Raw genomic sequence first — 25151 nt, 5'->3', positions numbered from 1 at the left:
ATGTTTCCTATTTTATGACACTTTGTGTACTCTGCTTACTTTTTTTTCTCTGCTACCCCTACTTATTGAGCGGATACGCTGAATTCTTAGATGGAATACACCTGGCCGTCAATCAGCAGCCGAGTAATTCCTTTGGCTAGCAAGTAAGGCGCAGCTTTTTGCAGCAGCCTACCGTCAGGAATCTTGAAAACTCTTTGATTGCGAGTAGCAAATCGGCGGGCAACTCGGTGATTGTCAAACACTGCCAGGGTTTTATCGCGAATTTCCGCCGCCGGAATTTGACCTAGTTCGCCAAAAGCTTTTAGAGGTCTAGTGATTAACTCTGCTGCCCGATCGACAACTAAATAACAAATTTTGGGCAGAGACGCTTCGCTTAAAGGCAAAACTTGAATCAGCCCTGTAGCCCCAAGCTCGTTAGCGAAGCCCTCGAAGAGGATCGACTCGCCCGACGATATTGAACCCAGCAGACTGCCTTCAAACAGAGAGTCTTCATCCTCTAAATCTTCGTCGAAGTCGTCATCTAAATCGTCTTCATCCTCGTCCTCATCTTCCTCGAAATCGCTAAAATCTTCACCTGCCAGCAGTCCTTCTTCTGGCAGAATTGCCTGTAGTTCCCCAGTCACAGCGCGATCATTGCGATCGGCAAGATTTGCTACTTCGGTATCTGGCAAATCAGAAACATCCAAATCCGACTGTAAAGTTCCTAGAATTTCAACTTCTGCAACTGCTTGGGCGGTTGATAAAGAACGCTTTCGGATCGCCGGCCGCGAATTTGCGACTGACGGCTGGACTGGGACTGACTCAGACGGGCCACCTACAGGATCGGTTTCGCGATCGAGCTTTGACGACTCAGCAGTCGCCTCTGTCGGTTCAGAAACACTGCTGCGATCGGACAAACGCTTTTGTTTTTGCTGGACTAGAAATTCGTATTCCGGCTCCGACAAAGCCCCCTGAAGGATGCGCCTCACAGTCGAACTGCTCACTCCGTAGCGCTTTGCCAGAGTGATAGTATTCTCGTTTGACTGTCGGTACAGCCTGATGAGTTCGCGTTTGTCTGAATCGGAGAGTTTTGTAGGCGTCATGCCAAGTTTCCCAGCAAAAAGACGTGAAAAGACGCAGGCTAGCAGTCAGCGAACTGTGATTTTTCATTTTCAATTTCAAGCTCACAGATGCCGACAAGGGCAAAAAAGCTTTCGCATCCCCATCGTTTGCCAAAGCAACCCCAATATCAAATCGCTAGGCTGCGCGACGACTGCGCCTGCTCTGGCGAGAACGGGTTGAGATGTCATGTTCCAAGATAGCTCCAATCCCAAACAGGATGGCACTGAAAACAAAAAAGACTTCCAGCAAACTGCCACTTTGATAACTACCCTCAGCCTGAGTATCGCGCCATTTAAAATACATATCTGCGATGTAAAGCGAAAAAGTTGCAGCCGCAATCATTCTCCAAGATTGGGAAAAACGTCCTCCCCAAAATGCCAGCAGCAATGCAGTAGCAATAATCAGCAGAAAAACGTCCCCGACGATGTAAAACAAATTGATTGCATTTTTGTGAGGCGCCAGTTGCTTGTCTAGTGCCATCACCCATCCGGGAGCTTTGATTTCTGCTTCTTCTTCTTCGGGTGCTGATGCAGCATCGGTCGCGGCTGCTTTTGCCTGTAACTTAGACGAATTTTCCAAACCAGGCGCTCTTCCTGTGGCAGTGGTTGCTGGTTCAGATTCTGTCACTACTTCTTGAGTGGCTGCCGGAGCCATTCCTAGCTGGGTCCTCCAAGAGTCAGGTGCAGCAACCCAAATAGCTACAGCAATCCCGAAGGCTGCAATTCCCGCTAACAAGCCCCACTGCCAAATTTCTAGATTCAGTCGCTTGGAAGTCACAGCTACAACCATGCCCCCGATCAGGACCACATAGCTGCCCAGATAAAACGCATCTGCAGGAGACACGTCCGGGTCTAACCCGAAATAGAGTTCCCAAATCCCGAACAGCACGCCGGCTATGAAATAGAACAGCATCCCCAGACCAATGCCCAGCCAGACGTTGCGCCCACTGACCATGTGCGGGCTTTGCCAGTTTCTAAAACAGACTAAAGCCGCTCCGAAGTATGCTCCGCATTCAAAAATATAAGTGCCGATCGAGTACCAAAGAGGTAAACCATCTTCTGCTGAGAGGGGGACGCTGAACAGCAAAAAGAACAGCAGCGCCATTACAGCCCAGACAATGCCCACAATCACTAGGGTCTGAGCTGAAAGTAAAGATGAAGATGTAGATGACTTTTCTGAAGTGCTACTCATAGGGATTCCACGAGACCTAACTAGCGGTTGAACGCACCTCATCTCAATCTTTGATTGTAGATGAGGATTCTTTCGCCAAAAAAACTTAAAAAACCTTGATCTGACGCTTCCGGAATAACTGGCGTCCTCAGTGTGTCGTCGGGACTTTTGCCCTCGTACACTCTAGAAAGACTAAGCAAGAATAATATCTATTTACTAATTCAACGAATTAGTCGTTAGTCGATCTTGTACCCGGAAATATAATGATAGAAATACGGTATATGTCTCCACCCTTAAGGCTTTTACAGTACCCAATCTATCTCTGAAATTCTACCCTCAACATTTGAGGGAGCTGTTTTTTTGCTTTCACACTTCCCCACTCATATCAATGATTGTAGGTGGGGACTGTGATCGAAACTGAGTTAAATTGCGCGACCATAGGTGGCATCCAAACCGAATCAACAATTTGGTTGTCAATACAAGTTGGCCATCCAACCTGTATATCGCCTACCCCCTACAGTGCAATTATCTAAGCTCAATTATCTGGACCCAATTGTCTGAGCAATTGTCCAAGATTTTCTATCCTGCGATCCACAATTTGTTGAGGGCTGATTGTTTCAGCCAATCTAGAAACTGAGTCCGATCCGGTGCTGGCATATCTTGCAGCACATCGCTCACTCCCTCCGCGAAGTCCGTATTGCCAAAATATGATTTGCCCAAGCGGTGGAGTTCTTGCAATAAGGTCTTGAGATGCTGCTCTTGCCAAGGAGGCACCTTGTGATTTTGCAAGGGACTAACGGTTAGCCAGTTTTTTATCGCATCAGGGGAGTCTGCCTGGGGGAAGTTTCCCTGCTGAAATACCTTGGCGATATCTTTCTGAAACGATGTGGCTTGCCTTGCGCCTAAGAGGTCTTCTACATCGAAGTAAACAGCTTGGAGGAGCAGCAGACAAGCCTGCGCGAACAGTGGTGCTTTGGCTGCTTCATTCCCTGCCGGTTCTTCACCGGCAAGCTGATCTAAACGGACTTTTCCCCAGACGCTATATCGATCCGGCTCTTCTAGCAGAACACAGGCTTTGCCTCGGTTGTCGGTTAAGTCCCGCCACAAGGCTCTGGCGTCTTCTGCTTGCTTGCCGTTGAAGGCGCTGATTAGGCGAAAAGTCTGCCCCTGATAATTGAGAATGGGAATTTGTTGATCCCGTTTTGGGTGTTGAAAATTGGTTATTTCAACATCCTGCCGTTTCAGAATAAACATGACACTGCGATTTGACTCCTGTCATGGCCGAGGTGCTGTGCTTTTGACACTCCCCATGCCTAAAGGCGAAGGGATTCTTGATTCAGCGAGTCCACTTAAATTAGCAGGATTGCTCCCGATCACCCAAAGATGGTTCTCTCCTCAAGCGTTCCATACTTTTTTGCTAACAAATGCTAACAAATATCTAAGCTGAGATTGTCTCTCAGCCTTGGCGTATAAATCAATGCACGAAGGAAAATCCCCCGCGCACAATTTACGACTGCTGTACTGGCAACGCTTGATTTTCGCGCTCGTGCCGAGCGGGCGATTGACTGTTTTGCTTTGATGCCGTAGAGGAAGCTTATATAGAGGCTCCGTACCATCAGGGATTTTCACCTGAGTCTTTCAATCCTAGTTCTACCACATTTTTATCAAATATCAAGTCGAGCAGAATGTTAGCCAACATAACTCAATATCAGCAAATTAGTCATAAAAATACTCGATAAGTGAGAAACTCAGTGGCTTCAGCCCGCTCGTGGAAAACGATCCGGCGGTTTCAACCGCCTTGAATCCCCTTGCGGGGAGAGGGGTATGGTTGCCCCTCTCGGAGGTATGCTTGCCTCCTTCACCCTTTCGGGGTAATGTTCGCTTTGTGCCTTGGTTATAAAGGCTTGTCGTTGCTCGCAGCAGTGTTTCAGTGACTTTAAAACTGTTTAGCTACAAGCGACAGAGCGGAAAACTAGCGTCGCATTCTCCGGTGTCGTGACCCCAATAACGTAGTCAGTGAAGACTTCGGTGGGTCAGTACAGCTTGCTTGATTTCTCCTGCAAGCTCAGTGGCTTGAGCCAAGAGTTACTGACCCGAGTTCACGTCCTACCAAGTTTTGATTGTAAATTTACAATTGTGCTGTTTGCAGGTGAGTCCCTCCAGCTTGTGTCAGATACAGTCTTGGAGGCACAGGCACTCTCATCACCTTGGTTTTTTTTCCCGAGCCATCGCGCTGCACGCCATATTTTTGTAGATCAAAGCGGTTTCTGCGTAAGTCATCACATAATTTACTTGCTTGATCGCACACTACACCTATACAATAATCTTGTTAGCGATTTTTGAGTTGGGTGCGTAACTCAGTTGGATAGAGTAGCTGCCTTCTAAGCAGCGAGCCGCAGGTTCAAGTCCTGCCGTACCCGTTAAGCAAAATTAATGATATCAAGGGTTTCAGCTATTTTCTGCCGCAAAGTAAAGAGCGGCTCAAACCTTATTTGTTGTGCGTTTGTTTCGGATGCCCGAATCCTTACAAAAGCCCCGCCTGCCAAACTGGGCGAATCTGCCTGCTTCTGGGCGATCGACACTGCTACCCTTCTGAGTATATGCTTGCCACTGCTGATGTGATATCACAAAAAGTCTTTTGTGTCAATAGCCTAGAGCCTTTGATGTTCAAACAGCACCAGCAGCAGGTTGTGGGCCGAGTAGCCCTCAGGGGTTATCCTTAGTAATCAGGCTAGTTTCCGATAGGTTTGGATATGTTCCCAACAACTCTATTTCATATTCCCCAAAATTTAATGCTATTACTCGACCGCAGCGCGATCGACCGATTAAAGCCCCTATTGGCGCAAGCAACCGGAATGCCTATAGTTGCATCGGAAAATACGGCAACAATTGCTCTCGTATTGCTTGCTCTGGGAATTCTGGGTTGGGGATTTTATCGCGCCAGACCTTTTGGCAAACTGGGAATTTTGGCTTGGTTGCAGTCTGTTGCGCTGATGAGTCCCTGGCTGCTGTTCTTTGGTTTGTTCGCCGCCGGAATTTACCTCAATCTAGTTGCGGTATTGTTGCTGCTGGTGGCATCCACGGGATTATACATTTATCTGGGCCGGCAATTGCGTAAGGCTGCATCGGATGCAGTGCTGCCCCGGCCGGATGCTGCTGAGGTAAAGTCCCAAAGCGATGCTTTCTCCGCTCCTGAGTCGCAGCGACCACCAGGCCCAGAAACCATTAAAATCGTCACTGCCTCGCCGGCGAATAATGAATCAGAAATAATTCCCGTTCCAGTGGAAGACCTCAAGGCAATTAAAGGCATATTTGGAATTGATACTTTCTTTGCCACAGAAACAATTCCCTATCAAGATGGGGTAATTCTCAAAGGCAATCTCCGGGGAGACCCAGAACAAGTACACTCACGTTTGACGGCAAGTTTGGAAGAAAAATTAAACGATCGCTACCGCCTATTTTTAGTAGAAAATCAGGACGACAAGCCGGTAGTTATTATCTTGCCCAGCACCAACGACCCGCAGCCAACTACGGTATCTCAAAAAATCCTAGCAGTCGTGCTGCTGCTGGCAACAATTGCTACTAGCTTAGAGACAGGCGGTTTGCTGTTAGGTTTCGATTTCTTTAACTCGCCGGCTAGATATCTAGAAGTTCTGCCAATTGCAGCAGGAATTTGGGCGGTTTTAGGCTCTGGGGAAATTGCTCGCCGAGTGCTGGCAAATCGGTACAAGGTGGGCTTGAGTTGGCCGTTTTTTATACCGACTTTGCAGATAGGTTGTTTTGGAGCGATCGACCGTTTTGAGTCGCTGCTGCCCAACCGTAAAGTTTTGTTTGACATCGCTTTTGCCGGATCAGCGGCTGGGGGAATAGTTTCTCTGCTAATGCTGGTAACGGGTTTGCTGCTGTCTCACCCCGGCAGTTTGTTTCAAATTCCCGCAGAATTTTTCAAGGGCTCGGTTTTGGTGGGAACTTTGGCAAAAGTGGTTTTGGGTTCGGCGTTGCAGCAGCAGATTGTTGACGTTCACCCGCTGGTAGTTATCGGTTGGTTGGGCTTGGTAATAACGGCGATTAATTTGATGCCGGCGGGACAGTTGGACGGGGGTAGAATCGTGCAAGCCATCTACGGTCGGAAAATAGCCAGTCGCACTACTTTGGCGACTTTTGTGGTGCTGGCCATCGTTTCTTTAGTTAATCCTTTGGCTCTGTATTGGGCGATCGTGATTCTGATTTTACAGCGGAATCTGGAACGGCCGAGCCTCAACGAGCTGACTGAGCCTGACGACGCTCGCGCGGCTTTGGGTTTGCTAGCTTTGTTCTTGATGATTGCTGCCCTGTTGCCTTTGACTCCGGCTTTGGCTGGCCGTCTGGGCATCGGGAACTAGCAGTAGTCGGGCATCTTTGGTAATAGGCTCTTGGGTTGGGGTAAATTAGTGGAATCTAGGAATTGACCGATCGAACTGGGGAACTGAAGGGCGATCGGGTTCCTAACTACTAATTTCCAATTAAGACCCGCGCCCAGGGCAATTTATCTACTACCAAAAGTTGATTTTTTTATAACCCAAAATTTGTTTAAACTTGATCGATTAAGTTTAAATAACTTATCTGAGCCTATAGGATAAAGTCATGGCTAATCAACTTCCTCCTGTATTGGTAACTTTTGATGCAGATGTTTTAATGACTGGCAGAACCCAAGTGTGGCAAGAATATGCCAAGGTGGGAACTTGCTATATCCCGGAAGTAGTGTACGACGAAATAGATCGTCTGACAGGGCAGGCGGTGGAAAAAGAGCAAGAGCAAGTAGCTAGAGAGTTTATGCGATTTTTTGCCGACAGTGGCTGGATTGCAACTGACGCTCAGGAAACACACCGAGCTCTCGAACCTTCGATCAAAAATCAAAGCAAGCCAGCAATGCTAGTAGTGGCGACGGCTCAGTGTGTTTACGGTTTGGCGACCGAACACCCGGAGGCATTGGTGATTTTTGTGTCCAACAGCCAGCCTCTGCTGAAGCGGCTGGCTTCTGTAGGCACTACGAATCTCTGCGGGATTACCGGGGCGATGCTGTTAAATTGGGCGAGGAAAGGGGAACGCCCGCCGGCGGCGACTCAGCAATTGCAAAGTTTGATGCGTACCCTCGCCGATCGCAAATCCACTCAGCGCCCTAACAGCAGAATTCAGGATGCTGCTGTTGGCCAAACGGGGGCTTCTGCTAGCAAGTTAACGGGAACCCGCGGCGCTTCTGAGCTAAAATCGCCCAGCAGTTTTACTAAAACTAATAAAACGGGTTTGACTCAGAGCCGCAGTGCGAGTTCCCGGCCCAAAACGCCGCGGCGCAATCGCGAGGAGTCGAGAGATTACGAGCCGGCTGTATATCGCATGAAACATATTACACCTCCGAAAAAAAGGAACAGCGGTTTTCTGTCTAGTGCGTTCAATTTTTTGGGAGCGTTATTTTTCTTGACGGTAGCGGTAGGTATTTTGTGGCGAGTGTTCGATGTGAAGGGTTTTAGAAAGACTTTTGTGCCGGCTCTACCACAGCCTGTGCAACAATTTGTTAAGTCGATCGATCCTAAGTGATCGACAATGCAACTCTTTTGACAATGCTGAACGGGAACGAAATAATTAGTGGATTAGCACTGGCTTTTGCGGGTTTTGCTTATGCTTTAGTCTTTTTTGTTCTTCTTCCCTTCAGACAGTACGATTATGCAGCACCACTTGGAGCAATAGCAATGGCGATCGCCCTTACTATAGCAATGAATTGGCTACTATCTGCATCGTTGCTAACTGGGTGGAGTTGGGTGGCTGCATTATTTGGTTTTCAGGTAGCCCTCATGTTTTTTGGTAGCGTGTTTCTGGAAGATGGGCTGTACCTGCCAAATTTGTTGTTTTTTGGAACTATGATCGTAGGATGTGCGAGCGTTTATACCACTTTTTCACAACGAAAAACACTGCTAATTGTGGGTTTATGTACAGTATTTTTTCTAGCTTCAATGTACTTATCTTTGATTGGTGGCTATGCGATCAAAGGCAAAAATCCGTTTCAGGGTTCTTCTACCCAGATGCTGCCACTGTTGAATCAAAGGGTAGAAATTATCACCGACAATCCCAAACAATTGTATTTGAATGGTAAAACTGGCGAACTCACGCATATTTACCGTTATGAGGTGACAGTGAAACTAGATTCTGGAGGAGATGAGACATTGATGTGGCCCTATGTCGATGTTTGGTGGCAGGATATCAAGGCTGCTAGCGAACAGAAATCGCAGTAATTTATATCGTTTCCGGTTGCATCGGAATAATAAAATCGAGTCAACACTTAACACTCAACCATTCAGTCTTTCGACCCCTCCTTCTACAGTCAACAGTCAACAATCATCAGGAGTGCAACCGGAATTGATATCATTCACTCTTTAAAGCCGGGGCTGTAACTTCTACAGGTCGAATAATTGCAGGTTTATTAGTAGGTGTTTCTTGAAAAACTGCCTTGAGTGCTAAGTCTAGATTTTCGGCCATGACGATGCGGTTTTCGTAGGCAACAATAACTCTGACTAAAGTTGGCAAACTATTGCGTTCCGCTTCTAAATAAAGAGGTTCTACGTACAGCAAAGATTGTTCGATGGGAATGACTAATAAATTTCCTTGAATTGCTTTTGAACCCTGGCGATTCCAGAGAGATATTTGTTCGGAAATAACCGGGTCTTGATTGATTAATGCTTCTATTTGTTCCGGCCCGTAAACTAATCGCTGTTTGGGAAACTGGTATAACAGCAATTTTCCGTAATTTTGGTCGTCCGATCGCCCTGCAATCCAAGCAATTAAATTGTTGCGACCTACTGGTGTAAACGGCAGCAGCAAAATAAACTCTTCGGAAGTTTCCGTCGGCAGTTTCGTAATTAAATAGTACGGTGCTAGCGGCTGCTGTTCGCTGCCATAAATTTCCTTGGGAACTCGCCACAAATCCTCCCGATTGTAAAATACCTGCGGGTCTTCCATGTGATAAGTTAGCAAGCGTTCTGATTGAATGTTTAACAAATCTACGGGATACCTAATATGTTTGCGGATAGCCAGAGGCATTTTGTCAAGGGGTTTGAATAGTCCGGGAAATATCTGATCCCAACTGTTGATAATCGGGTCTGAGGGATTTGCAACATAGAAGTCAACCGAGCCGTGGTAAGCGTCAATGACTACTTTTACTGAGTTGCGGATGTAGTTAAATTCATTTTGACCCGGATCTGAATAGGGGTAGCGATCGCTCGCTGTATATGCATCGATAATCCAGTAAAGATAGTTAGGAGGATCGTCACTATTAGTATTTGAGGAAGATGGCTGATTTTTATTACCATTTTTATTGTTATTTTTTTCTATATCATCTTTACTCAGATTGGCGTTTGCTACTACCAAATACGGGTCGGAATCGTAGCGCAAAAAAGGAGCGATCGCCCGAACTCTTTGGTTAATGTTGCGACGGTACAATAATTTAGTTTCTGGCGTAAAATTGCGAGTCAGCGCCATTTGCCAATTTTTGAGATAATTAGCAAACAGCCAGCGCCGCCACAGAGAACCGATCGCAATTCCGCCTCTGCCGCTGTAATTGTTGTAAACATTTTCTTCGCCGCTGGGATAGTCGAATTCCTTGACTTGCGTGGGCGTCATCACGTCTGTATCGGTGACTGCGCCGTAGTAAATGCGCGGATAGCCGATCGGGATACTCACCCGAATTCGATCGCTAGTTATATCTAAAGCAGTCTCTCCTTTCTCGGCTGCAACTCCAATATCTTTAACAAAATAATCGGGTAAACCGCCGACACCGACTGTGTTTACCGGAGAAAGAGTAAAGCCGTAACCGTGCGTGTACACCAGATGTTCGTTCACCCAAGTTTGAGCTTCCGGCGCAACTGCTGCATAATCTAGTTCCCGCGCCGCCAGAATTACTTGCTGGCTTTCAGTTTCTCCCTTTTTTGCGGTTTTCTTTTTGATTGTGTAGCGATCGATATCCGCATCAGGAAATGTATAATACGGTCTGATTTGCTGTAACTGTCGGTTGGTTTCCAGCAGCGGTCGCTTGTCCCACAGCCGGATGTTGCTAACAGTCAGTTGATTTCTTTCTAAGTCTTTATATGTAAGTTTCCCGGCCGGATCGAAAGTTTTGATTTCAATTTTTTTGAGATCGAAAGCTTCTTGAGTAAAGGCAATGCTGCGCTTGATGTACGGCTGTTCTCGCGCTATTTCGTTTGGTTTGACTAGCAGTTGCTGCACAATTTTTGGCAGCAGCCAACCTCCCAAAAAACTCAAAATTATCCACACTAAAACAATCTTTTTAATCAGTTTATTGGCAGTTTTGAATTGCCAAACTTGGTAAAGCATCAAAAGTGCGATCGCCCCAGCCAACACGCTCAACAATCCATAGACGGGCAGTCGCACCGTCACATCAGCGTAATTCGCTCCGTAGGTAACGTCTCCGCGCGAGTACATCAATGCGTAACGCCCCAGCCAGTACCGAACTGCGGTGGCTAGCATGAAAGCTGCACCTAAGCCGTACAAATGGCGCTGCTGCGATCGCGAAAACCCCAAAAATCTACCTTGACTCAGGCTGTTTCCCGACAGCAAATATGTTAAAGCGCCAGATACTAAACCGTACAAAAATACAACTGTCAGCAATAAGCTTAGCAACTCTAAGATTGGAAAAATAAATACATAAAAGCTAATATTATGGTTGAAAATAGGGTCGGTTATATTAAAATTAGTAGCGTGGAAATATTGCAAAATATTTGTCCAGCGACTGACGGCAACGATCCCCATCGCCACACTGAGAAAAAGAGCGATCGCCCGCAGCCAAAAATCAGGCTTAATTGCCACAGCTAACATTGTCCCCAGCAGCAAGCCCAACTGCCACCACCCAGAAAATAGCTGTACCAGCCCTGGCTGGATTGAGTCAATTCCTAACTTTACGGGCAGTGGAGGCACATTGCCCCCTATACCGAGATAGGTGAGGCTGCTGGCAGCTAACAGCCCGCAGTGAATTACTGTCAAAGTGGCGATCGAACTCAATCCGAATACCGTCAACAGCAGCCAGAAAAAGGTAATTTGGGATTTAGCAACAGGTAATTCGTAATTCTTCCCGGTATTCTTCCCCGTTTTGTTCGCCCTCAGCGAAGCGAATAGCCCCGCCGCCACCGGCGATTTCATTTCTTCTGCGGGATGTTGCAGGCGGCGGGCTAAAGCCAAATTTCCGAGCAAAAAGACAGAAGAAACAGCAATTGCGATCGTCCCCAGCAACCCTTGAGTTTTCAGCTTTAAGAGAAAAACCTGAAGATATCCAACTTCCTGAAACCAGAGAATTTCTGCCGCAATGCGGGAGGCTAACTCCAAAACCAGCCACAGCCCTACAAGCAATAAAATTAATTTATAAATTCGCTTAATAGTCATTAGTCATTAGTTGGGAAGAGTCATGAGTCATTAGTCATTAGTTGTTAGTCATTAGTCATTAGTTGTTAGTCATTAAACTTGTTCCCAGGCTCTGCCAGGGAACCGATATCCAGAGGCTCTGCCTCATCCAAAAATGGAGGCAGAGCCTCCTAATCTGCGTTACCAGGCTCTGCCTGGTAACAAGTCCCTAAATTCGAGTTAAGAAACCCCGTTGGTGACCAAATGGGTAAGTCCTAATTACATTAAAAGCTGATGCAAAACATCATCAATGACTAATGACTAATGACTAATGACTAATGACTAATGACTAATGACAACTGCCAACTGCCAACTGCCAACTGCCAACTGTCAACTGTCAACTATCAACTGTCAACTGTCAACTAGCTGTACTGCTGATTGACATCCACATCCAAATTAAACAGCGTTTGCAAAGTCTGCATCGCTTGTCTGCGTGCCTCAATATCCTGCTGAGCACGTAACTGTACCATCGGATCGTGCAAAATCTTATTCACAATCCCCCTTGTTAAAGATTCAATCACATCTTGATGTTTCTCCGAAAATTCCGAACCCAGACGCGATAAAGCTTTTTCTAACTCTTGTTCCCGAATCAATTCTATCTTATCCCGCAAACAGCTAATAGTAGGAACAGTTTCCAGACTGCGCCACCAGAGATCAAAAGCCTCTACTTCCTGTTCCAGCAAGCCCTGAGCTTCCATAGCCATTTTGCGGCGGCTTTCGTGATTTTGAGCTACCACTGCTTTCAAGTCGTCCACATTAAACGATCGCACATTAGCGAGTTCATTCGCATCCGAGTCAATGTTGCGTGGCACAGAAATATCCACCAACATCAAAGGGCGATTCGGGTCTAAAACCTCTTCCAATTTAGCTTTATTTAACAGTGGCTCGGTAGCTGCCGTACTGGTAAAAACCAAGTCAGAAGCGGCAATTATCTGCATCATTTCCGAGAGCTGATACAGGTGCAATTCAGCATCTTTAAACTGACCGGCCAACTCCAGCGCGCCCCGCACAGAGCGATTAACGATCGAAATATGACTAGCTCCTTTTGAGAGCAAATGCTGCACCAAAAGTCGCGACATTTTGCCAGCACCGATAATCGCAATTTTGCTGCTTGCTAAATGCTGACCCTTCATTTGAGCCAATTCTGCCGCCGCCGAACTAATCGAAACTGCACCGGTACCGATGCTAGTTTCCGTGCGAACTCGCTTCCCTGCTGTGAGAGCTTGCTTGAACAAGCGCTCTAAAATTCTGCCTACACCTTTGTACTGCTGGGCGAGTTTGTGAGTTTGTTTCACCTGAGCCAAAATTTGTCCTTCTCCAAGCACCAAACTATCGAGGCCCGAAGCCACTCGCATCAAGTGCATCACCGCATCTTCGTGCAGCAAAATAAACAGGTGAGGGCGCAAAGACTGCAAAGGAACTTTACTACATTCGGAAAGGAACTGAATAACCTCTCGCACACCAGGCTCCGACTCGCTGGTAACAATATAAATCTCTAAGCGGTTGCATGTGCTGAGGATGGCAACCTCTTGAATGTGGGGGTAGCCGCGCAATTGGGCGATCGCAGCTTCAACTTTTTGTTCTGGAATGCTCAGTTTTTCGCGAACTTCAACCGGCGCTGTTTTGTGGCTGAGACCTATGACGGCAATATTCATATCTGTGATTTGTCACTATTTATTTCTTAGTTATCAACAGTCACCTGTGATTAATTCTTAGTTTATCGCTAATTTATAATCACCGGTGACTGTCAACGGTTAGCGGTGAAAAATTAACATTTCAAAATTAACTGTTAACTCTTAACCTTTAACTAATGACTACTTCAATTGCAGAGATTTCGGCTGTTCAAACATATGGATTGTATCCACAAACCGAGCCGTCTTCGACTGAGAAGAAATTACCAAACTTTCAGTGCGAGCGCCGCCGCCAAAGAAGCGAACTCCATCCATCAGCGTTCCGGGAGTAATTCCGCAAGCTGCAAACAGAACAGTTTCTCCAGATGCCAACTCTTCAGCATTGTAAATCTTGTCTGGATCTGTGATGCCCATCTCTGTCAAGCGGGCGATATTCTTCTCTTTGCTTTCGCCGATCAAACCAGTTTTGACAATAGCCGGATCGTAAATTAACTGCCCTTGGAAGTGACCGCCCAAGCAGCGCATTGCTGCTGCGGAAATCACACCTTCAGGTGCTGCGCCAATACCCATCAGCGCGTGGATATTAGAACCAGAAAACGCGCAAGAAATCGCTGCCGAAACGTCGCCGTCGCTGATCAGTCGAACTCTTGAACCCGCTGCCCGAATTTCATTTATTAAATCTTTGTGTCGGGGGCGATCCATCACCACCACTACCAAATCTTCAATACTGCGGCCGAGACAATCTGAGATAATTTTGAGGTTTTGGGTTGGTGTTTTGCGAATATCTACATGATTCTTAGCAGCCGCAGGAGCAGCCAATTTGTTCATGTAGAAATCCGGTGCAGCAAACAAACCTCCTTTCTCAGAGATTGCCAAAACTGCCATCGAACCGTTTTGACCGTAAGCAACTAGGTTAGTTCCTTCGCAGGGGTCAACGGCGATGTCAATTTCGATCAATTCATCTAGGTTGCAGACATCTTTGGCATCTTCGCGGGTACAAATACCTACTTGTTCGCCGATGTAAAGCATGGGTGCGTCATCGCGTTCGCCTTCGCCGATCACGATGCGGCCGCGCATATGAATTTTGTTCATGCGCTCACGCATGGCTTCTACAGCCACTCTGTCGGCTTCATCTTTCTCGCCTTTGCCCATCAAGCGAGCGGAAGCGATGGCTGCCTGCTCGACTACTTCGATAATCTCTAAACCGATTACATTGTCCACAAACTTTATTCTCCCAACTTCTGATGCTTGCCTGTGCTCTTTTGCACTCCCAGCCATCAAGTTTATCAGAGGCGGGGATCTCTGCGAGCGCAAGCAGTTGCTTAGTTTGTGTTAACTTTTGCTTCTTTGAGACTGGGGCTGGAAAATCTGAGTCCAACAAGCTCAAAGATCGAGATCGCCCCAATACTTCACTCTTGCTTGGAGGAGCCCACGCTAGCCCCGTCTGAGCGCTAAATCGCGGACTCCAGAGGTTCCGGGGGAGCGATCGGCTGTTTCCGGCAACTTGTCATCCCGAATGCCGTTAAAGGTTTTATGATTAGTTTGCGATCGCACGATTTCTCAGAAACCTGCTGGCTAGACTGGATTTATCGTTACTAAACCCAATATTTTCGTAGAAACCGGGTTTCTGAGGGTAAGTCTTAATGATGATCACAAATCAAATGGACAGCCCCAAATCGGGACGCAGTAGACTTTATCAGCGGGAAGCAATAAAAAATGATGATGAAAGCCCAAGATATTATGACAACAGAAGTTGTTACCATTCGCGGTTCAGCAACGGTAGCTGAAGCGGTGGCGATGATGAACGATTTGTGTTTGCGCGCGTTGATTGTGGAACGCCGCCACGAACAAGATGCCTACGGCATTGTCACGGAAACGGATATTGTCTATAAAGTAGCAGCCTACGGGGTAGACCCGAAAAAAGTCCGCGTCTTCGAGATTATGACCAAACCGTGCATTACGGTGAATCCTGACTTGGGCGTGGAATATGTGGCTAGGTTGTTCGCGAATACCCGCATCCGCCGGGCGCCGGTGATTAAAGACAAATTGCTAGGGATTATTTCGGTAACGGATATCTTGACAAAAAGCGATTTTGTCGAGAAGCCCAAAAGTATTTTATTTGAGGAACAAATCGAACAGGCGATCGCGGAGGCCAGAAGTATCTGTGCTGAGAAAGGCGCTACTTCTAGAGAGTGCGCGGTAGCGTGGGATATTGTAGAGGAAATGCAGGCTGAGGCTTCTCACCAGCGATCGATGAAGCTTGAGAAAACGGCTTTTGACGAGTATTGCGAGGAAAATCCCGAAGCTGCCGAAGCGCGAATGTACGACAGTTAATTTAGTCGGTTGGCAGTTGGCAGTTGACTGTTGGCAGTTGGCAGTTAGCAGTTGGAATAATCAAAAATTCTGCTTTCTACTTTCTGCCTTTATAAAAATGTCATCACCATTAAGGCGACTAAGCAAACTAACTGAATCACTAAGCTAACAAGGCGATATATGGGATTAATTCCAGCGATGTGAATGACCGAGTGTAGAATCCGAAACACTATGTAGACAACTATCAGCAAATCTACCGGTGTCCCAGATACGCCCCGAACTGTCAGCAGGAAAACAACTCCCAGATACAAAGGCAGGTTTTCTACTAGATTAGACTGTACCCGAAATAGCCGCCACAGCAAGCTTTCATCATTTGGTGTGCCAAAATCTTTGACAGATCCACCCGCAGATAGATGCCGAATCTTGATTGTCAGTAAAAGGATAACGACAGCGATCGTCCACAGAATGAAAATTGCTAAACCCCATAGGGGAAAGGTCATGTTAATCGAATTCATAAACTCACCCACTAAAACTTACTAATATTTTAGGAAGCGGGCTGCTGAATCATATAAAACACGTTCAGCTTATTCCCATCTAGATCCCGAAAATATCCCACATAAAACCCCGGTAACGTGCCTCTTGACCCCACTGCTCCTTCATCCTTAGCGCCAAGTTCGATCGCTTTGTTATAAACTAAGTTGACTTTTTCTGGACTGTCAACTTGAAGTGCGATCATTACGCCATTACCAACAGTTGCTTCGTTGCCATCAAAGGGTTTTGCAACAGCAAATCCTGGCATCTCTGGAGAAACGCTCCATGCGATAAATCGGTCGAATTCCATGAATCGTTGAGCGCCAATTTCCGCAAGCAAAGTATCATAAAACTTGGCTGCACGTTCAAGATTGTTGGTGCCGACTGTAACGTATCCAATCATATTTTTTGTCCTCTAACTGATGTTAAGATAAAAAAAAGTTTGAGCAAATAACAACTGAGTTAAACTGATCCTTAGAAAACAAAAGCTACAACTCAAACATTATTTTACATCATAACTCAAACTATCTCGGTTTTGTCCGCTGCAATGATTTATTGCCGATCGCTAATACATTCGGGACTGTCTCTACTTGCACTGTTGACGTTCGCACTTACCGCCTTTGCTTTCATGGCTTCGGAAGCATAGGGCTTTAACAAAGGCAAAACTTCCTGAGCATTTTTAACAGCAGGATCTAGCCACTGTTCCCAATCGCTGTCGGGGAGAATCACTGGCATTCGATCGTGCAACGGCTGCACTGTTTCGTTAGCAGCGGTAGTAATTATACTGCAAGATACAATGTTTTCTTTTTCTGGAGATTCCCAATTTTCCCACAAACCGGCAAAAGCAAAAGGTTCGCCGTCTGCCGTTTGAAAATAGTAAGGCTGTTTGTTCTTTCCCTGCTGCTGCCATTCGTAGAAGCCGTCAGCGACTATCAAACATCGCCTGTGCTTGATGGCGCTGCGAAAAGCAGGTTTTTCGGCTACTGTTTCCGATCGCGCATTGATCATCTTGCTGCCTATTTTGATGTCTTTCGCCCAACTTGGAATCAAACCCCAGCGCATAAATTGGAACTGTCGCTGCATATTTTCGGGAGAAACTGTGACTGTCGCAACTGATTGAGTGGGGGCGATATTGTATCGCGGTTTGATGTCGGGAACTTCCGACAGTTTGAAGAATTCTGCTAGGATTTTAGCTGAAGTATTTAAAGTGAATCTTCCGCACATAATTTTTGGCAATAATCGCGATTTGGGCGGGCTAGAAGCCCACCCCACAACAACATTTAACTCTTGTGGACAGGCTTTCCGGCCTGTAGCTGACTCGCCCCTAGGAGACATTGCTAAATTCTCGAACCTTCGCAGACAGCCATTCAGTCCGCAACTTTTCAATAGCTAATTCTTTGAATTTAGCTTCTACTTCAATCCAAGGAGCCTGATAATAGCAATTAGGCATTTCTGTAATTAAATCGCTGTGGTGCGGATCGGCAAAAAACTCTTTTCCATTCGATATGTGTACTAATTGCCATTCAGGAACAGACCAAGTTGTGCGGGCTGCTGCCAGCATTTCGGCAACGCTGGGATCGTCGTAAGTTTCTAAATGTTCGTGAATGACGTGGTGGTGGGCGTCAAACACCATTGGTACGCCGGTATCGAGACAAACTTCTAAAATTTCCGAGGAACTGTAAGCGTATTCGTCATTTTCAAAGGTTAAGCGCGATCGAATAGATTCGGGTAAGTCGCGGATGACTGATGTGAGTTGCGAAGTGCGATCGCCCTTACCGCCGTGAATGTTCATCAGTGCGTAGGGCGATCGGGGCTGTTGCAACATATCTAAGATTAAAGCATGAGTCGCGAGAATTTTAATGCTGTTTGCAACGACATCAGGCTTGTCGGAACTGAGGACGACAAATTGATCCGGGTGGAGTACCAAACGGATGCCCAAACACAAAGCGCGATCGCCCGTAGTCCGCAACTCCTCAGTCATGGAGTGTAGCACTGCTTCCCCCAAATCTGTATCTGCAAAAGGGAACAGTGCAGAAGTCATGCGGTAGAGCTTAATCCCATTAGCAGCACAAAAGTCGATCGCTTTGTCAAGCCGCTTTAAGTTGTCCGCATAAAGTTCGCGCAAGATTTTTTCTTGTTCAGTTTCCGCAAGCTGTAAAAGTCGCTTGCGCGTGACAGTGCGAAAGCGAACGGCATCGGAAGTGGTGATGCAGACTAACCCCAATTCCGGCAACTTCCCCTTTTCTAACACTTGATTTATTTCGCTCATTTTTCAATCTTTCCTAACCTTAATTATATATAAAACAGTTTCGTAGTAAGAACTTCAGTCCTCCCAGGTTCGTAGTAAGGACTTCAGTCCTCCCAGGTTCGTAGTAAAGACTTCAGTCCTCCCAAGTTCGTAGTAAGGACTTCAGTCCTTAGTTATAAAGTTGTTAATACGAACCTATGACATCTCCAAATTTTCCTCGTTTCCCATATTAAATCAACTCCGCAAACGCCCGGATCGCATAATGCTAATAATCAACCAAAAACCCAAAAAACTAGCCGCCCCAAACAAACCATTGCTCAAAAAAGATAGCTGAGCAGTTTGCGCGTTAGAAGAAATAATTGCCGCCCCCACAATCAGCGAACCTACAACAATACTAAAAGAAAGCCGATTCGCAGAATCCCCCAAAGTGCGGCGCAGCGGATCGAGTTCTTTTAGCGTCAAATTCCACTTCAAAGTTTCCGAAGTCACCCGGTCTAAAAGCACTTCCACCTGTCGCGGAGATTGCAAAGATAAGCTTTTCAGATCCAGGGCAGTTCTCAACAGAGCTTGTACCGGGTCATCTCCCAATAACTGACGCCGAAACATATCTGTCATCAGCGGTTTGACCTGCTCTATAATATTGAATCTGGGATTAAAAGAACGCGCCAATCCTTCCAAATTAGCTAAAGTTTTTGCGTACAAACCGAGATTGCTGGGCAGCCTAATTTTATTGTTTCTGGTAATTTCCAGTACCTCATAAAATATTTCCGATAAGTTCATTTGCGACAAGCTAATATTGTAATACTTTCGCAGCATTCGAGCCAAATCGTTTTCGAGATTAGCCAAACTTGTAGGCTGAGCAAATTCTGCCATTTGCAATGTTAATTGAGCGCAGCGCTGAGCGTCTAAATCGACAATTGACAGTAACATTTCTGTCAAATTCTGCTGGGTGCGCGGGTCTAATCTGCCGACCATGCCGCAGTCTAGCAGGGCAATCCGACCGTCTTTGAGATAAAATAAATTGCCGGGATGCGGGTCTGCGTGAAAGAATCCGTCGATGTACAACTGCTGGAAGAAAACGCGGCAAAGCAGGGTTGTAATTGCTTCGCGTTCGGCATTTATATCTCCTTTGTGGCCAATTCCTTGCAAATCGCCTAACAGAATTGGCACTCCGTTCAGCCATTCCATTACTAAGAGTTTTTTTGTAGTCAACTCCCAGTTAATTTCTGGTAGAACAACTTGTTTTGGGTCGAACCATTTACTTTTAGATAAATTGCGGCGCAGTTCGTCGGTGTAGCTGGCTTCTTGAATGAAGTCTAGTTCTGCACGCAGGGCGATCGCAAATTCTTCGGCTAGGGCGACAATATCGTATTGTTGACCGAAGTCTGTCAGCATCACAAGTTCGGCCAAACCTCGGAGCACGGCGATGTCTTGTTCGATGACAATATCGATACCGGGGCGCTGAACTTTCAGGGCGACTTCGCGGCCGTCTTTTAAGGTAGCTTTGTGGGTTTGGGCGATCGAGCCTGCGGCGATCGCCTGAGTGTTAAATTTAGCGAAGGTATCTTCGAGAGATTGTACGAGTTCCTTGCGGACAATCGCTTCTACTTGCGACCACGGTACGGGGGGCACTTCCGCTTGCAGCGTGGAGAGGGTTTCGATGTAGGCGGCGGGTAAAAGGTCGGGACGGGTACTCAGCAATTGTCCCAATTTCACAAAAACTGGGCCTAATTCTACCAAGATGTTGCGGAGAACAGCGGGAGTTGGGAGACTGGGTGCGTCGGTTTTGCGGCCGGTTAGGAGGCTTTTCATGTAGTCCCAACCGTTGCGGAAGACGACCTCTAGGATTTCTCCTTTGCGAGAAGTGTTTTGAACTAGGCTAAACAATGGGCCTCCGGGTCGATCGACTTTGCTAGCAATATAACTACTAGGATAGCGCTGTTGACCGAGCTGACCATTGTCTTGAGGAATAATTTGGGGGTGAGAGGGTGGGAATGGGCGCAATTTCTGAAGAGGGATAGCTGCGCTGCGCCTACTTTGGGGTGTGGGGGAGGGCGATCGGTTTTTGGCCGTAGCATTAATCCTCATGTTAATATACAGTTAAAGTAGACATGATATTTTTATGATTAAATTTATTGAGTTTAAAAGTTGAATCAAAAACTTGAATAAGTAAGTTATTACCAGCCAAATTGTCAATGTGTTTCACATCTATAAAAAACATGATTGCCATCCAATCTCCTGCAAACTCTATCGAATTATCCATCAACTTAACTGACGAGCAATTTTTTCAGCTTTGTCAGAACAACCGCGATTATCAATTTGAACGTACAGCATCAGGGGAATTAATTATTATGCCACCGACAGGCAGTGAAACTAGCAAGCGCAATATCGATTTATCATATCAACTTCAAGCCTGGAGCAGGCAAAATAATCTAGGAGTTGCCTTCGACTCTTCTGGAGGCTTTACACTCCCGAATGGTGCCGATCGCTCTCCTGATGCCTCTTGGGTCAAAAAAGAACGCTGGGATGCTTTAACACCGGAACAAAAAGACAGTTTTGCTCCTTTGTGTCCCGATTTTGTGGTCGAGTTGCGATCGAAGACTGATTCGTTGAAAAAGCTGCAAGAGAAAATGCAAGAATATATAGATAACGGTGCGAGATTGGGTTGGTTAATTGACAGGCAAAATCGGCGGGTAGAAATTTATCGCCCCGGTCAAAGTGTGGAAATTCTCCAAAATCCTGCCACTGTGTCGGGGGAAGATGTACTGCCTGGTTTTGTGTTGGATTTAGCAGAAATTATGTAGTCAGTGGCAGATGCGAGTTGCGTCACTAAAATTTCCTAGGTTCGTAGTAAAGACTTTAGTCTTTCTGGCTTTATTGAGTAAGAAAAAACTGAAGTCCTGACTACGAACCTGTTTTTTTATTGCGGTGTCGCCCTTTACAACAAATCTTTCAATTTGTCATCTTCTCCCAACACTTTGATTACCTGTTTAATCTCCTGCGTCCTGTCTTTTTTCACAATCAAGGTCACATTGCCATCTCTGACAACTACGACATCTTCTAAACCAATTGTGACAATCACTTCATTGTCATCCGCTGCATAGAAAATGCTGTCTTTGGTATCAATTCCGACGTGTTTTGCTAACTCGACATTTGGCTTGTCTCCTTGCAGCAAACGCCCGATCGCATTCCAATCACCCAAATCGTCCCAACTAAAGCTCACAGGCAAAACACAGGCTTTTTGCGTCTTCTCCATCAAAGCGTAATCGATGCTAATTTTCGGCAATTCGGAGTAAGCAGCAGCACCTTTCGCCTCCAAAGCTGCCATCATTTCCGGTACATGATTTCGCAATTCTGTCAAGACTGTTCCGACTCGAAATACAAAAATGCCGCCGTTCCAACTAAACTTGCCGCTGGCTACAAATTCTTCCGCAGTTGTGCGATCGGGCTTTTCGGTAAATCTCGCCACCCGGTACGCCGGAAAACCGCCAAAACTGCCAATTTCCTCGCCTTGTTCGATGTAGCCGTAACCAGTAGAAGCATAACTCGGTTTGACACCCAAAGTGGCGATCGCATCCTGATTTCTCGCCAACTCCGCCGCCGCCTCCAAAGTCTTGACAAACTCCTGCGGTTCCCCAATCCAGTGATCCGCCGGGAAAAAGCCCACCACCGCATCCTCACCGTAACGCTTCGCAGTTTCTATAGCAGTCCAAGCCACCGCCGGCGCAGTATCCCGGCCCTGGGGTTCCGCCAGCAAATTCTCTTGAGGTAAAAGCGGCAACTGTTCCCGCACCCCGTCGGCCAACATTTCCGACGTTACCACCCACAAATCCTCCCAACCGTTACCTAATGTTAATAGTCTTTCCGCAGTAGTCTGCAGCAAACTCTTGCCACTACCGTCGAGACTCAAAAACTGCTTGGGGCGCTGCTTGCGACTCAGCGGCCAGAAACGTTCGCCTTTACCGCCGGCCAGAATCACAGGAATTAAGGTTCTACTCATGGTTTAAAGTTTAAAAAGTTCACATCTATTTTGGCTTGATACCCGTAGGGACACGGCAATGCCGTGTCCTTACCCGTAGCTTAATTTTTAATTCTACCTTCTATCTTCCGCCTGTCACTTTGTCAATCCAATTAGTATTACGATAAATGTATGGTGCGCCGCAGCGCACCTTACCCCAATATCAGACCGATAAGTTATCGTTAACGAATTCTTTAAAATTGCTATAGCCACGAGCAATTAGCAATTAGCTATTGATTCGACAATTCGACGTTGAGTTCGTTCACGACACGGCGTTTCAGCGGGAGAGATTTTTCACGAGGCAGCAAGTCAAATACTTTCCTAAAAGCATCATCTACCTGTTCAAATGGTATTTGTCCTTTCTCATTAAAAACTACTTTTCCTGATTGGTCGAGGATGACAGTTTGAGGTACAAAACCTTCGTAATAATGGCTCGGTTCTGTGGTTTTGGGTGACGGTTGCGGAGGCAAAGAGTCAATTATTACTGGGATAAAATCGGCTTCGCGGCCGTAAAATTCCTGGAGTTGAGAGACGACGATCGCGTATTGCTTGGAGTCGCTGCTGTCGTCAGTGTAAAACACTAACAATACGGGTTTATTACGTTTGAAAGAATCTGTGAGCTTGACTTTAGGAGGAACTAGGGAACCGTTGCCCGCGTAGAGGGCAAAGATAGTGCCGTCGAAGCGATCGTCTGTGAGAGTTGCTAAGGCTGGCGGTGCGCCGGTTAGCAGTATCAAGCTAAGTGCGATCGCCACTGTTAAAAGACTGGCTGACAAGATTCGCTTCAGCAAGCCCAGGCCAGAAGCAGGAGTAACAATTGATTTTTTGTTCTCAGGAAATATCATAGGTTGTTGGCAGTTGCTGTAAGGAAAGCGAAATCAAATGCAAAAACTTTCCTAATTGTATCAGCAACTGTATGCAAATGTTCCTGAGTAGGTTAACGTAGTGTCGGATAGACTATGATAATTTGCTTGTTGTAGCGATCGACACGGTGATTCTACTGATCCAAAAACACTATTTGCGATCGGCTTTTCAGGAGTGGGCTGAAAGTGTCCGCGCCACAATAGAATTTATTTGTTGCGGGCTGAGCTTGTAGCTTCTGAGAATGATGCAAGATGTTAAATTCAACTGATAACTAGAAACTGACAACTGGGAATTCACAACTAATGATAGCTTTGCTTGACGCACTCCTCGCCCAAACGCCCGCTGCTGATGTTTCCGGGCCCGCTCAAATCAATCTGTTGCAGGCGATTGTTTTAGGAATTGTACAAGGATTAACAGAGTTTTTGCCCATCAGCAGCAGCGCTCATTTGAAGGTAGTGCCGATCGCCCTTGGATGGGGCGATCCGGGGGTTGCTTATACTGCTGTTATTCAGTTGGGCAGTATTGTTGCAGTGCTTTGGTATTTCTGGAAAGACTTGACAAATATAACTGTTGGTGCAATTGAAGCAGTGGTGAAGCGCAACTACAAATCGCAAGAGTTTCAAATGGCGGTGGCACTGGTTTTGGGAACAATACCTATACTCTTTTTTGGGCTGCTAATCAAGGCATTGGTTCCAGATTTTGATCACTCGCCGCTGAGAAGTTTGACCAGCATCGCCATTGCTTCGATCGTCATGTCGCTACTGTTAGCAATAGCAGAAAAAATTGGCAAGCGCAATCGCACTTATGAAAAGTTAACTGTCTCAGACGGTATTTTGATGGGATTAGCTCAAGCAATAGCCTTGATTCCGGGGTGTTCGCGATCGGGTTCTACCCTAACAGCAGGATTGTTTATGGGATTGGAAAGACCCGCCGCCGCGCGGTTTTCTTTTCTATTGGGAATTCCGGCAATTACTCTGGCTGGATTAGTGGAATTGAAGGGTGCTTTGGGAGAAGGAATCAGCGATGCTGGAGTTGCAGCTTTGATAGTGGGAACAATTTCGGCATTTGTGTTTTCTTATTTGTCAATCGCCTGGCTGCTCAAGTTCCTGCAAACTCAAAACACCTGGGTGTTTGTGTGGTACAGGTTGGCTTTTGGCGTGGCAATTTTGACCGCGCTTGCAGGTGGGGCAGTGAACAATATTTAAAAGATAAATCCGATAGCAGTAGGAGCGACTTATGTCGCTCTGATCTCGGTAGAAGTAAGAAATAGAACGCCCCATTACAAAATTGTTATCAATGCAAGAAAGTCTGAAACCTCAACAGCAAGAGAATTTAGAGAATCTATTGATGCAGTTAAAAATAAATTTAGATCGGGACGATTTAGATAAAATGTGCCAGTGCCGTTAAGGAGGAAGGCGAAAGATTTGTCTCCCCCTTTTTTCTATAATTTGAGCTGACCACTTTTCTTTTATTTACATAACTCATTCAGACGCGCTATAGTAACGAAAAATACCAAAAAAAATCAAGTTTCGGATTCGGATAATGTTTAATTAGATCCTCGAATTTTTAAGGAAGTCGGGGCTCTGGGTATTCTATTTGTTAGCGATTAGTAGTGCGATCGACCTTTGGGGAGTTTTTGCAGTTTATTGAAGTTTCCTCAAATTGTTAAGGGCTCTTTCATAGTTATATTTATCACCTTGCTGCTGAAATAAGTCTGCTGCTTTCTGAAAGTCTTGCATCGCCCCGGGCTTGTCTCCCTGACAGGTGTAGGTTTTTTACGAGGGGGTAGTATAAAATCAATTAAACCAGGCGAAAATAAGGGTGATTCAACGAA

19 protein-coding genes and 1 tRNA gene are annotated in these 25151 nt (G+C 46.2%); 7 read left to right on the top strand and 13 right to left on the bottom strand.

Annotated features, from left to right (window positions below; all coding sequences use genetic code 11):
- Nucleotides 1-86: 86 nt before the first annotated feature.
- The 3 genes from QUA44_RS27275 to QUA44_RS27265 all read right to left on the bottom strand — a co-directional run bounded on the left by QUA44_RS27275 (nucleotide 87) and on the right by QUA44_RS27265 (nucleotide 3525).
- Complete coding sequence (locus QUA44_RS27275; RefSeq protein ID WP_333256126.1) at nucleotides 87-1082, bottom strand: hypothetical protein; 996 nt, start codon at nucleotides 1080-1082, stop codon at nucleotides 87-89.
- 154 nt (nucleotides 1083-1236) lie between these two features.
- Nucleotides 1237-2292, bottom strand: a complete 1056-nt coding sequence (locus QUA44_RS27270) for a hypothetical protein (protein WP_333256124.1) — start codon at nucleotides 2290-2292, stop codon at nucleotides 1237-1239.
- 558 nt (nucleotides 2293-2850) lie between these two features.
- Nucleotides 2851-3525: an Npun_F0813 family protein gene (locus QUA44_RS27265; protein WP_333055855.1), complete on the bottom strand. Its 675-nt coding sequence runs from the start codon at nucleotides 3523-3525 to the stop codon at nucleotides 2851-2853.
- A 1092-nt stretch (nucleotides 3526-4617) separates the two neighbouring features.
- Here QUA44_RS27265 and QUA44_RS27260 point away from each other — a divergent pair.
- The 4 genes from QUA44_RS27260 (at nucleotide 4618) to QUA44_RS27245 (ending at nucleotide 8537) form a co-directional block, all read left to right on the top strand.
- Nucleotides 4618-4691, top strand: a tRNA-Arg gene (locus tag QUA44_RS27260).
- Nucleotides 4692-5126: 435 nt separating this feature from the next.
- Nucleotides 5127-6653, top strand: coding sequence for a site-2 protease family protein (locus tag QUA44_RS27255; protein WP_445243704.1), 1527 nt, complete (start codon nucleotides 5127-5129; stop codon nucleotides 6651-6653).
- 241 nt (nucleotides 6654-6894) lie between these two features.
- Nucleotides 6895-7845, top strand: coding sequence for a hypothetical protein (locus QUA44_RS27250; RefSeq protein WP_333256120.1), 951 nt, complete (start codon nucleotides 6895-6897; stop codon nucleotides 7843-7845).
- A gap of 23 nt (nucleotides 7846-7868) precedes the next feature.
- A complete protein-coding gene (locus QUA44_RS27245) occupies nucleotides 7869-8537 on the top strand; it encodes a hypothetical protein (RefSeq protein WP_333256118.1) in 669 nt (222 codons plus the stop codon).
- Nucleotides 8538-8667: 130 nt separating this feature from the next.
- Here QUA44_RS27245 and QUA44_RS27240 read toward each other — a convergent pair whose 3' ends face one another.
- The 3 genes from QUA44_RS27240 to glpX all read right to left on the bottom strand — a co-directional run bounded on the left by QUA44_RS27240 (nucleotide 8668) and on the right by glpX (nucleotide 14564).
- Nucleotides 8668-11694: a UPF0182 family protein gene (locus QUA44_RS27240; RefSeq protein ID WP_333256116.1), complete on the bottom strand. Its 3027-nt coding sequence runs from the start codon at nucleotides 11692-11694 to the stop codon at nucleotides 8668-8670.
- Nucleotides 11695-12074: 380 nt separating this feature from the next.
- Nucleotides 12075-13367, bottom strand: a complete 1293-nt coding sequence (locus QUA44_RS27235; RefSeq protein ID WP_333256114.1) for a glutamyl-tRNA reductase — start codon at nucleotides 13365-13367, stop codon at nucleotides 12075-12077.
- Between the two features lie 159 nt (nucleotides 13368-13526).
- Nucleotides 13527-14564 carry a class II fructose-bisphosphatase gene (gene glpX, locus QUA44_RS27230; RefSeq protein WP_333256113.1) on the bottom strand — a complete coding sequence of 346 codons (1038 nt, stop codon included), beginning with the start codon at nucleotides 14562-14564 and terminating at the stop codon, nucleotides 13527-13529.
- Between the two features lie 495 nt (nucleotides 14565-15059).
- Here glpX and QUA44_RS27225 point away from each other — a divergent pair, with 495 nt between their 5' ends.
- A complete protein-coding gene (locus QUA44_RS27225) occupies nucleotides 15060-15677 on the top strand; it encodes a CP12 domain-containing protein (protein WP_333256111.1) in 618 nt (205 codons plus the stop codon).
- 89 nt (nucleotides 15678-15766) lie between these two features.
- On the opposite strand, the gene QUA44_RS27220 is transcribed toward QUA44_RS27225, so the two are convergent.
- The 5 genes from QUA44_RS27220 to QUA44_RS27200 all read right to left on the bottom strand — a co-directional run bounded on the left by QUA44_RS27220 (nucleotide 15767) and on the right by QUA44_RS27200 (nucleotide 20322).
- Nucleotides 15767-16171 carry an MAPEG family protein gene (locus QUA44_RS27220; protein WP_333256109.1) on the bottom strand — a complete coding sequence of 135 codons (405 nt, stop codon included), beginning with the start codon at nucleotides 16169-16171 and terminating at the stop codon, nucleotides 15767-15769.
- 29 nt (nucleotides 16172-16200) lie between these two features.
- Nucleotides 16201-16590, bottom strand: coding sequence for a VOC family protein (locus tag QUA44_RS27215; protein WP_333256107.1), 390 nt, complete (start codon nucleotides 16588-16590; stop codon nucleotides 16201-16203).
- Between the two features lie 149 nt (nucleotides 16591-16739).
- On the bottom strand, nucleotides 16740-17411 hold the full coding sequence (locus QUA44_RS27210) for an SOS response-associated peptidase (protein ID WP_333256105.1): 672 nt from the start codon (nucleotides 17409-17411) through the stop codon (nucleotides 16740-16742).
- A 100-nt stretch (nucleotides 17412-17511) separates the two neighbouring features.
- Complete coding sequence (uvsE, locus tag QUA44_RS27205; RefSeq protein ID WP_333256103.1) at nucleotides 17512-18456, bottom strand: UV DNA damage repair endonuclease UvsE; 945 nt, start codon at nucleotides 18454-18456, stop codon at nucleotides 17512-17514.
- A gap of 213 nt (nucleotides 18457-18669) precedes the next feature.
- Complete coding sequence (locus tag QUA44_RS27200; RefSeq protein WP_333256128.1) at nucleotides 18670-20322, bottom strand: AarF/ABC1/UbiB kinase family protein; 1653 nt, start codon at nucleotides 20320-20322, stop codon at nucleotides 18670-18672.
- 332 nt (nucleotides 20323-20654) lie between these two features.
- Here QUA44_RS27200 and QUA44_RS27195 point away from each other — a divergent pair, with 332 nt between their 5' ends.
- Nucleotides 20655-21239, top strand: a complete 585-nt coding sequence (locus QUA44_RS27195) for a Uma2 family endonuclease (RefSeq protein WP_333256101.1) — start codon at nucleotides 20655-20657, stop codon at nucleotides 21237-21239.
- A 134-nt stretch (nucleotides 21240-21373) separates the two neighbouring features.
- Here the strand turns inward: QUA44_RS27195 and QUA44_RS27190 are convergent, their stop codons facing one another.
- The gene (locus QUA44_RS27190; protein ID WP_333256099.1) at nucleotides 21374-22435 is read right to left on the bottom strand and encodes a mannose-1-phosphate guanylyltransferase; all 1062 of its coding nucleotides are present in this window, start codon (nucleotides 22433-22435) and stop codon (nucleotides 21374-21376) included.
- Nucleotides 22436-22683: 248 nt separating this feature from the next.
- Entirely contained in the window at nucleotides 22684-23298 is a 615-nt protein-coding gene (locus QUA44_RS27185; RefSeq protein ID WP_333256097.1) for a thylakoid membrane photosystem I accumulation factor, read from the bottom strand.
- Between the two features lie 321 nt (nucleotides 23299-23619).
- On the opposite strand from QUA44_RS27185, the gene QUA44_RS27180 reads away from it, so the two are divergent.
- Nucleotides 23620-24522: an undecaprenyl-diphosphate phosphatase gene (locus QUA44_RS27180; protein ID WP_333256095.1), complete on the top strand. Its 903-nt coding sequence runs from the start codon at nucleotides 23620-23622 to the stop codon at nucleotides 24520-24522.
- Nucleotides 24523-25151: the final 629 nt, after the last annotated feature.

This window comes from Microcoleus sp. N9_A2, assembly GCF_036701775.1.
Classification (GTDB): Bacteria; Cyanobacteriota; Cyanobacteriia; order Cyanobacteriales; family Microcoleaceae; genus Microcoleus.
The sequence above is the reverse complement of the archived record's forward strand: the minus strand, read 5'-3'. Positions and strand labels throughout refer to the sequence as shown.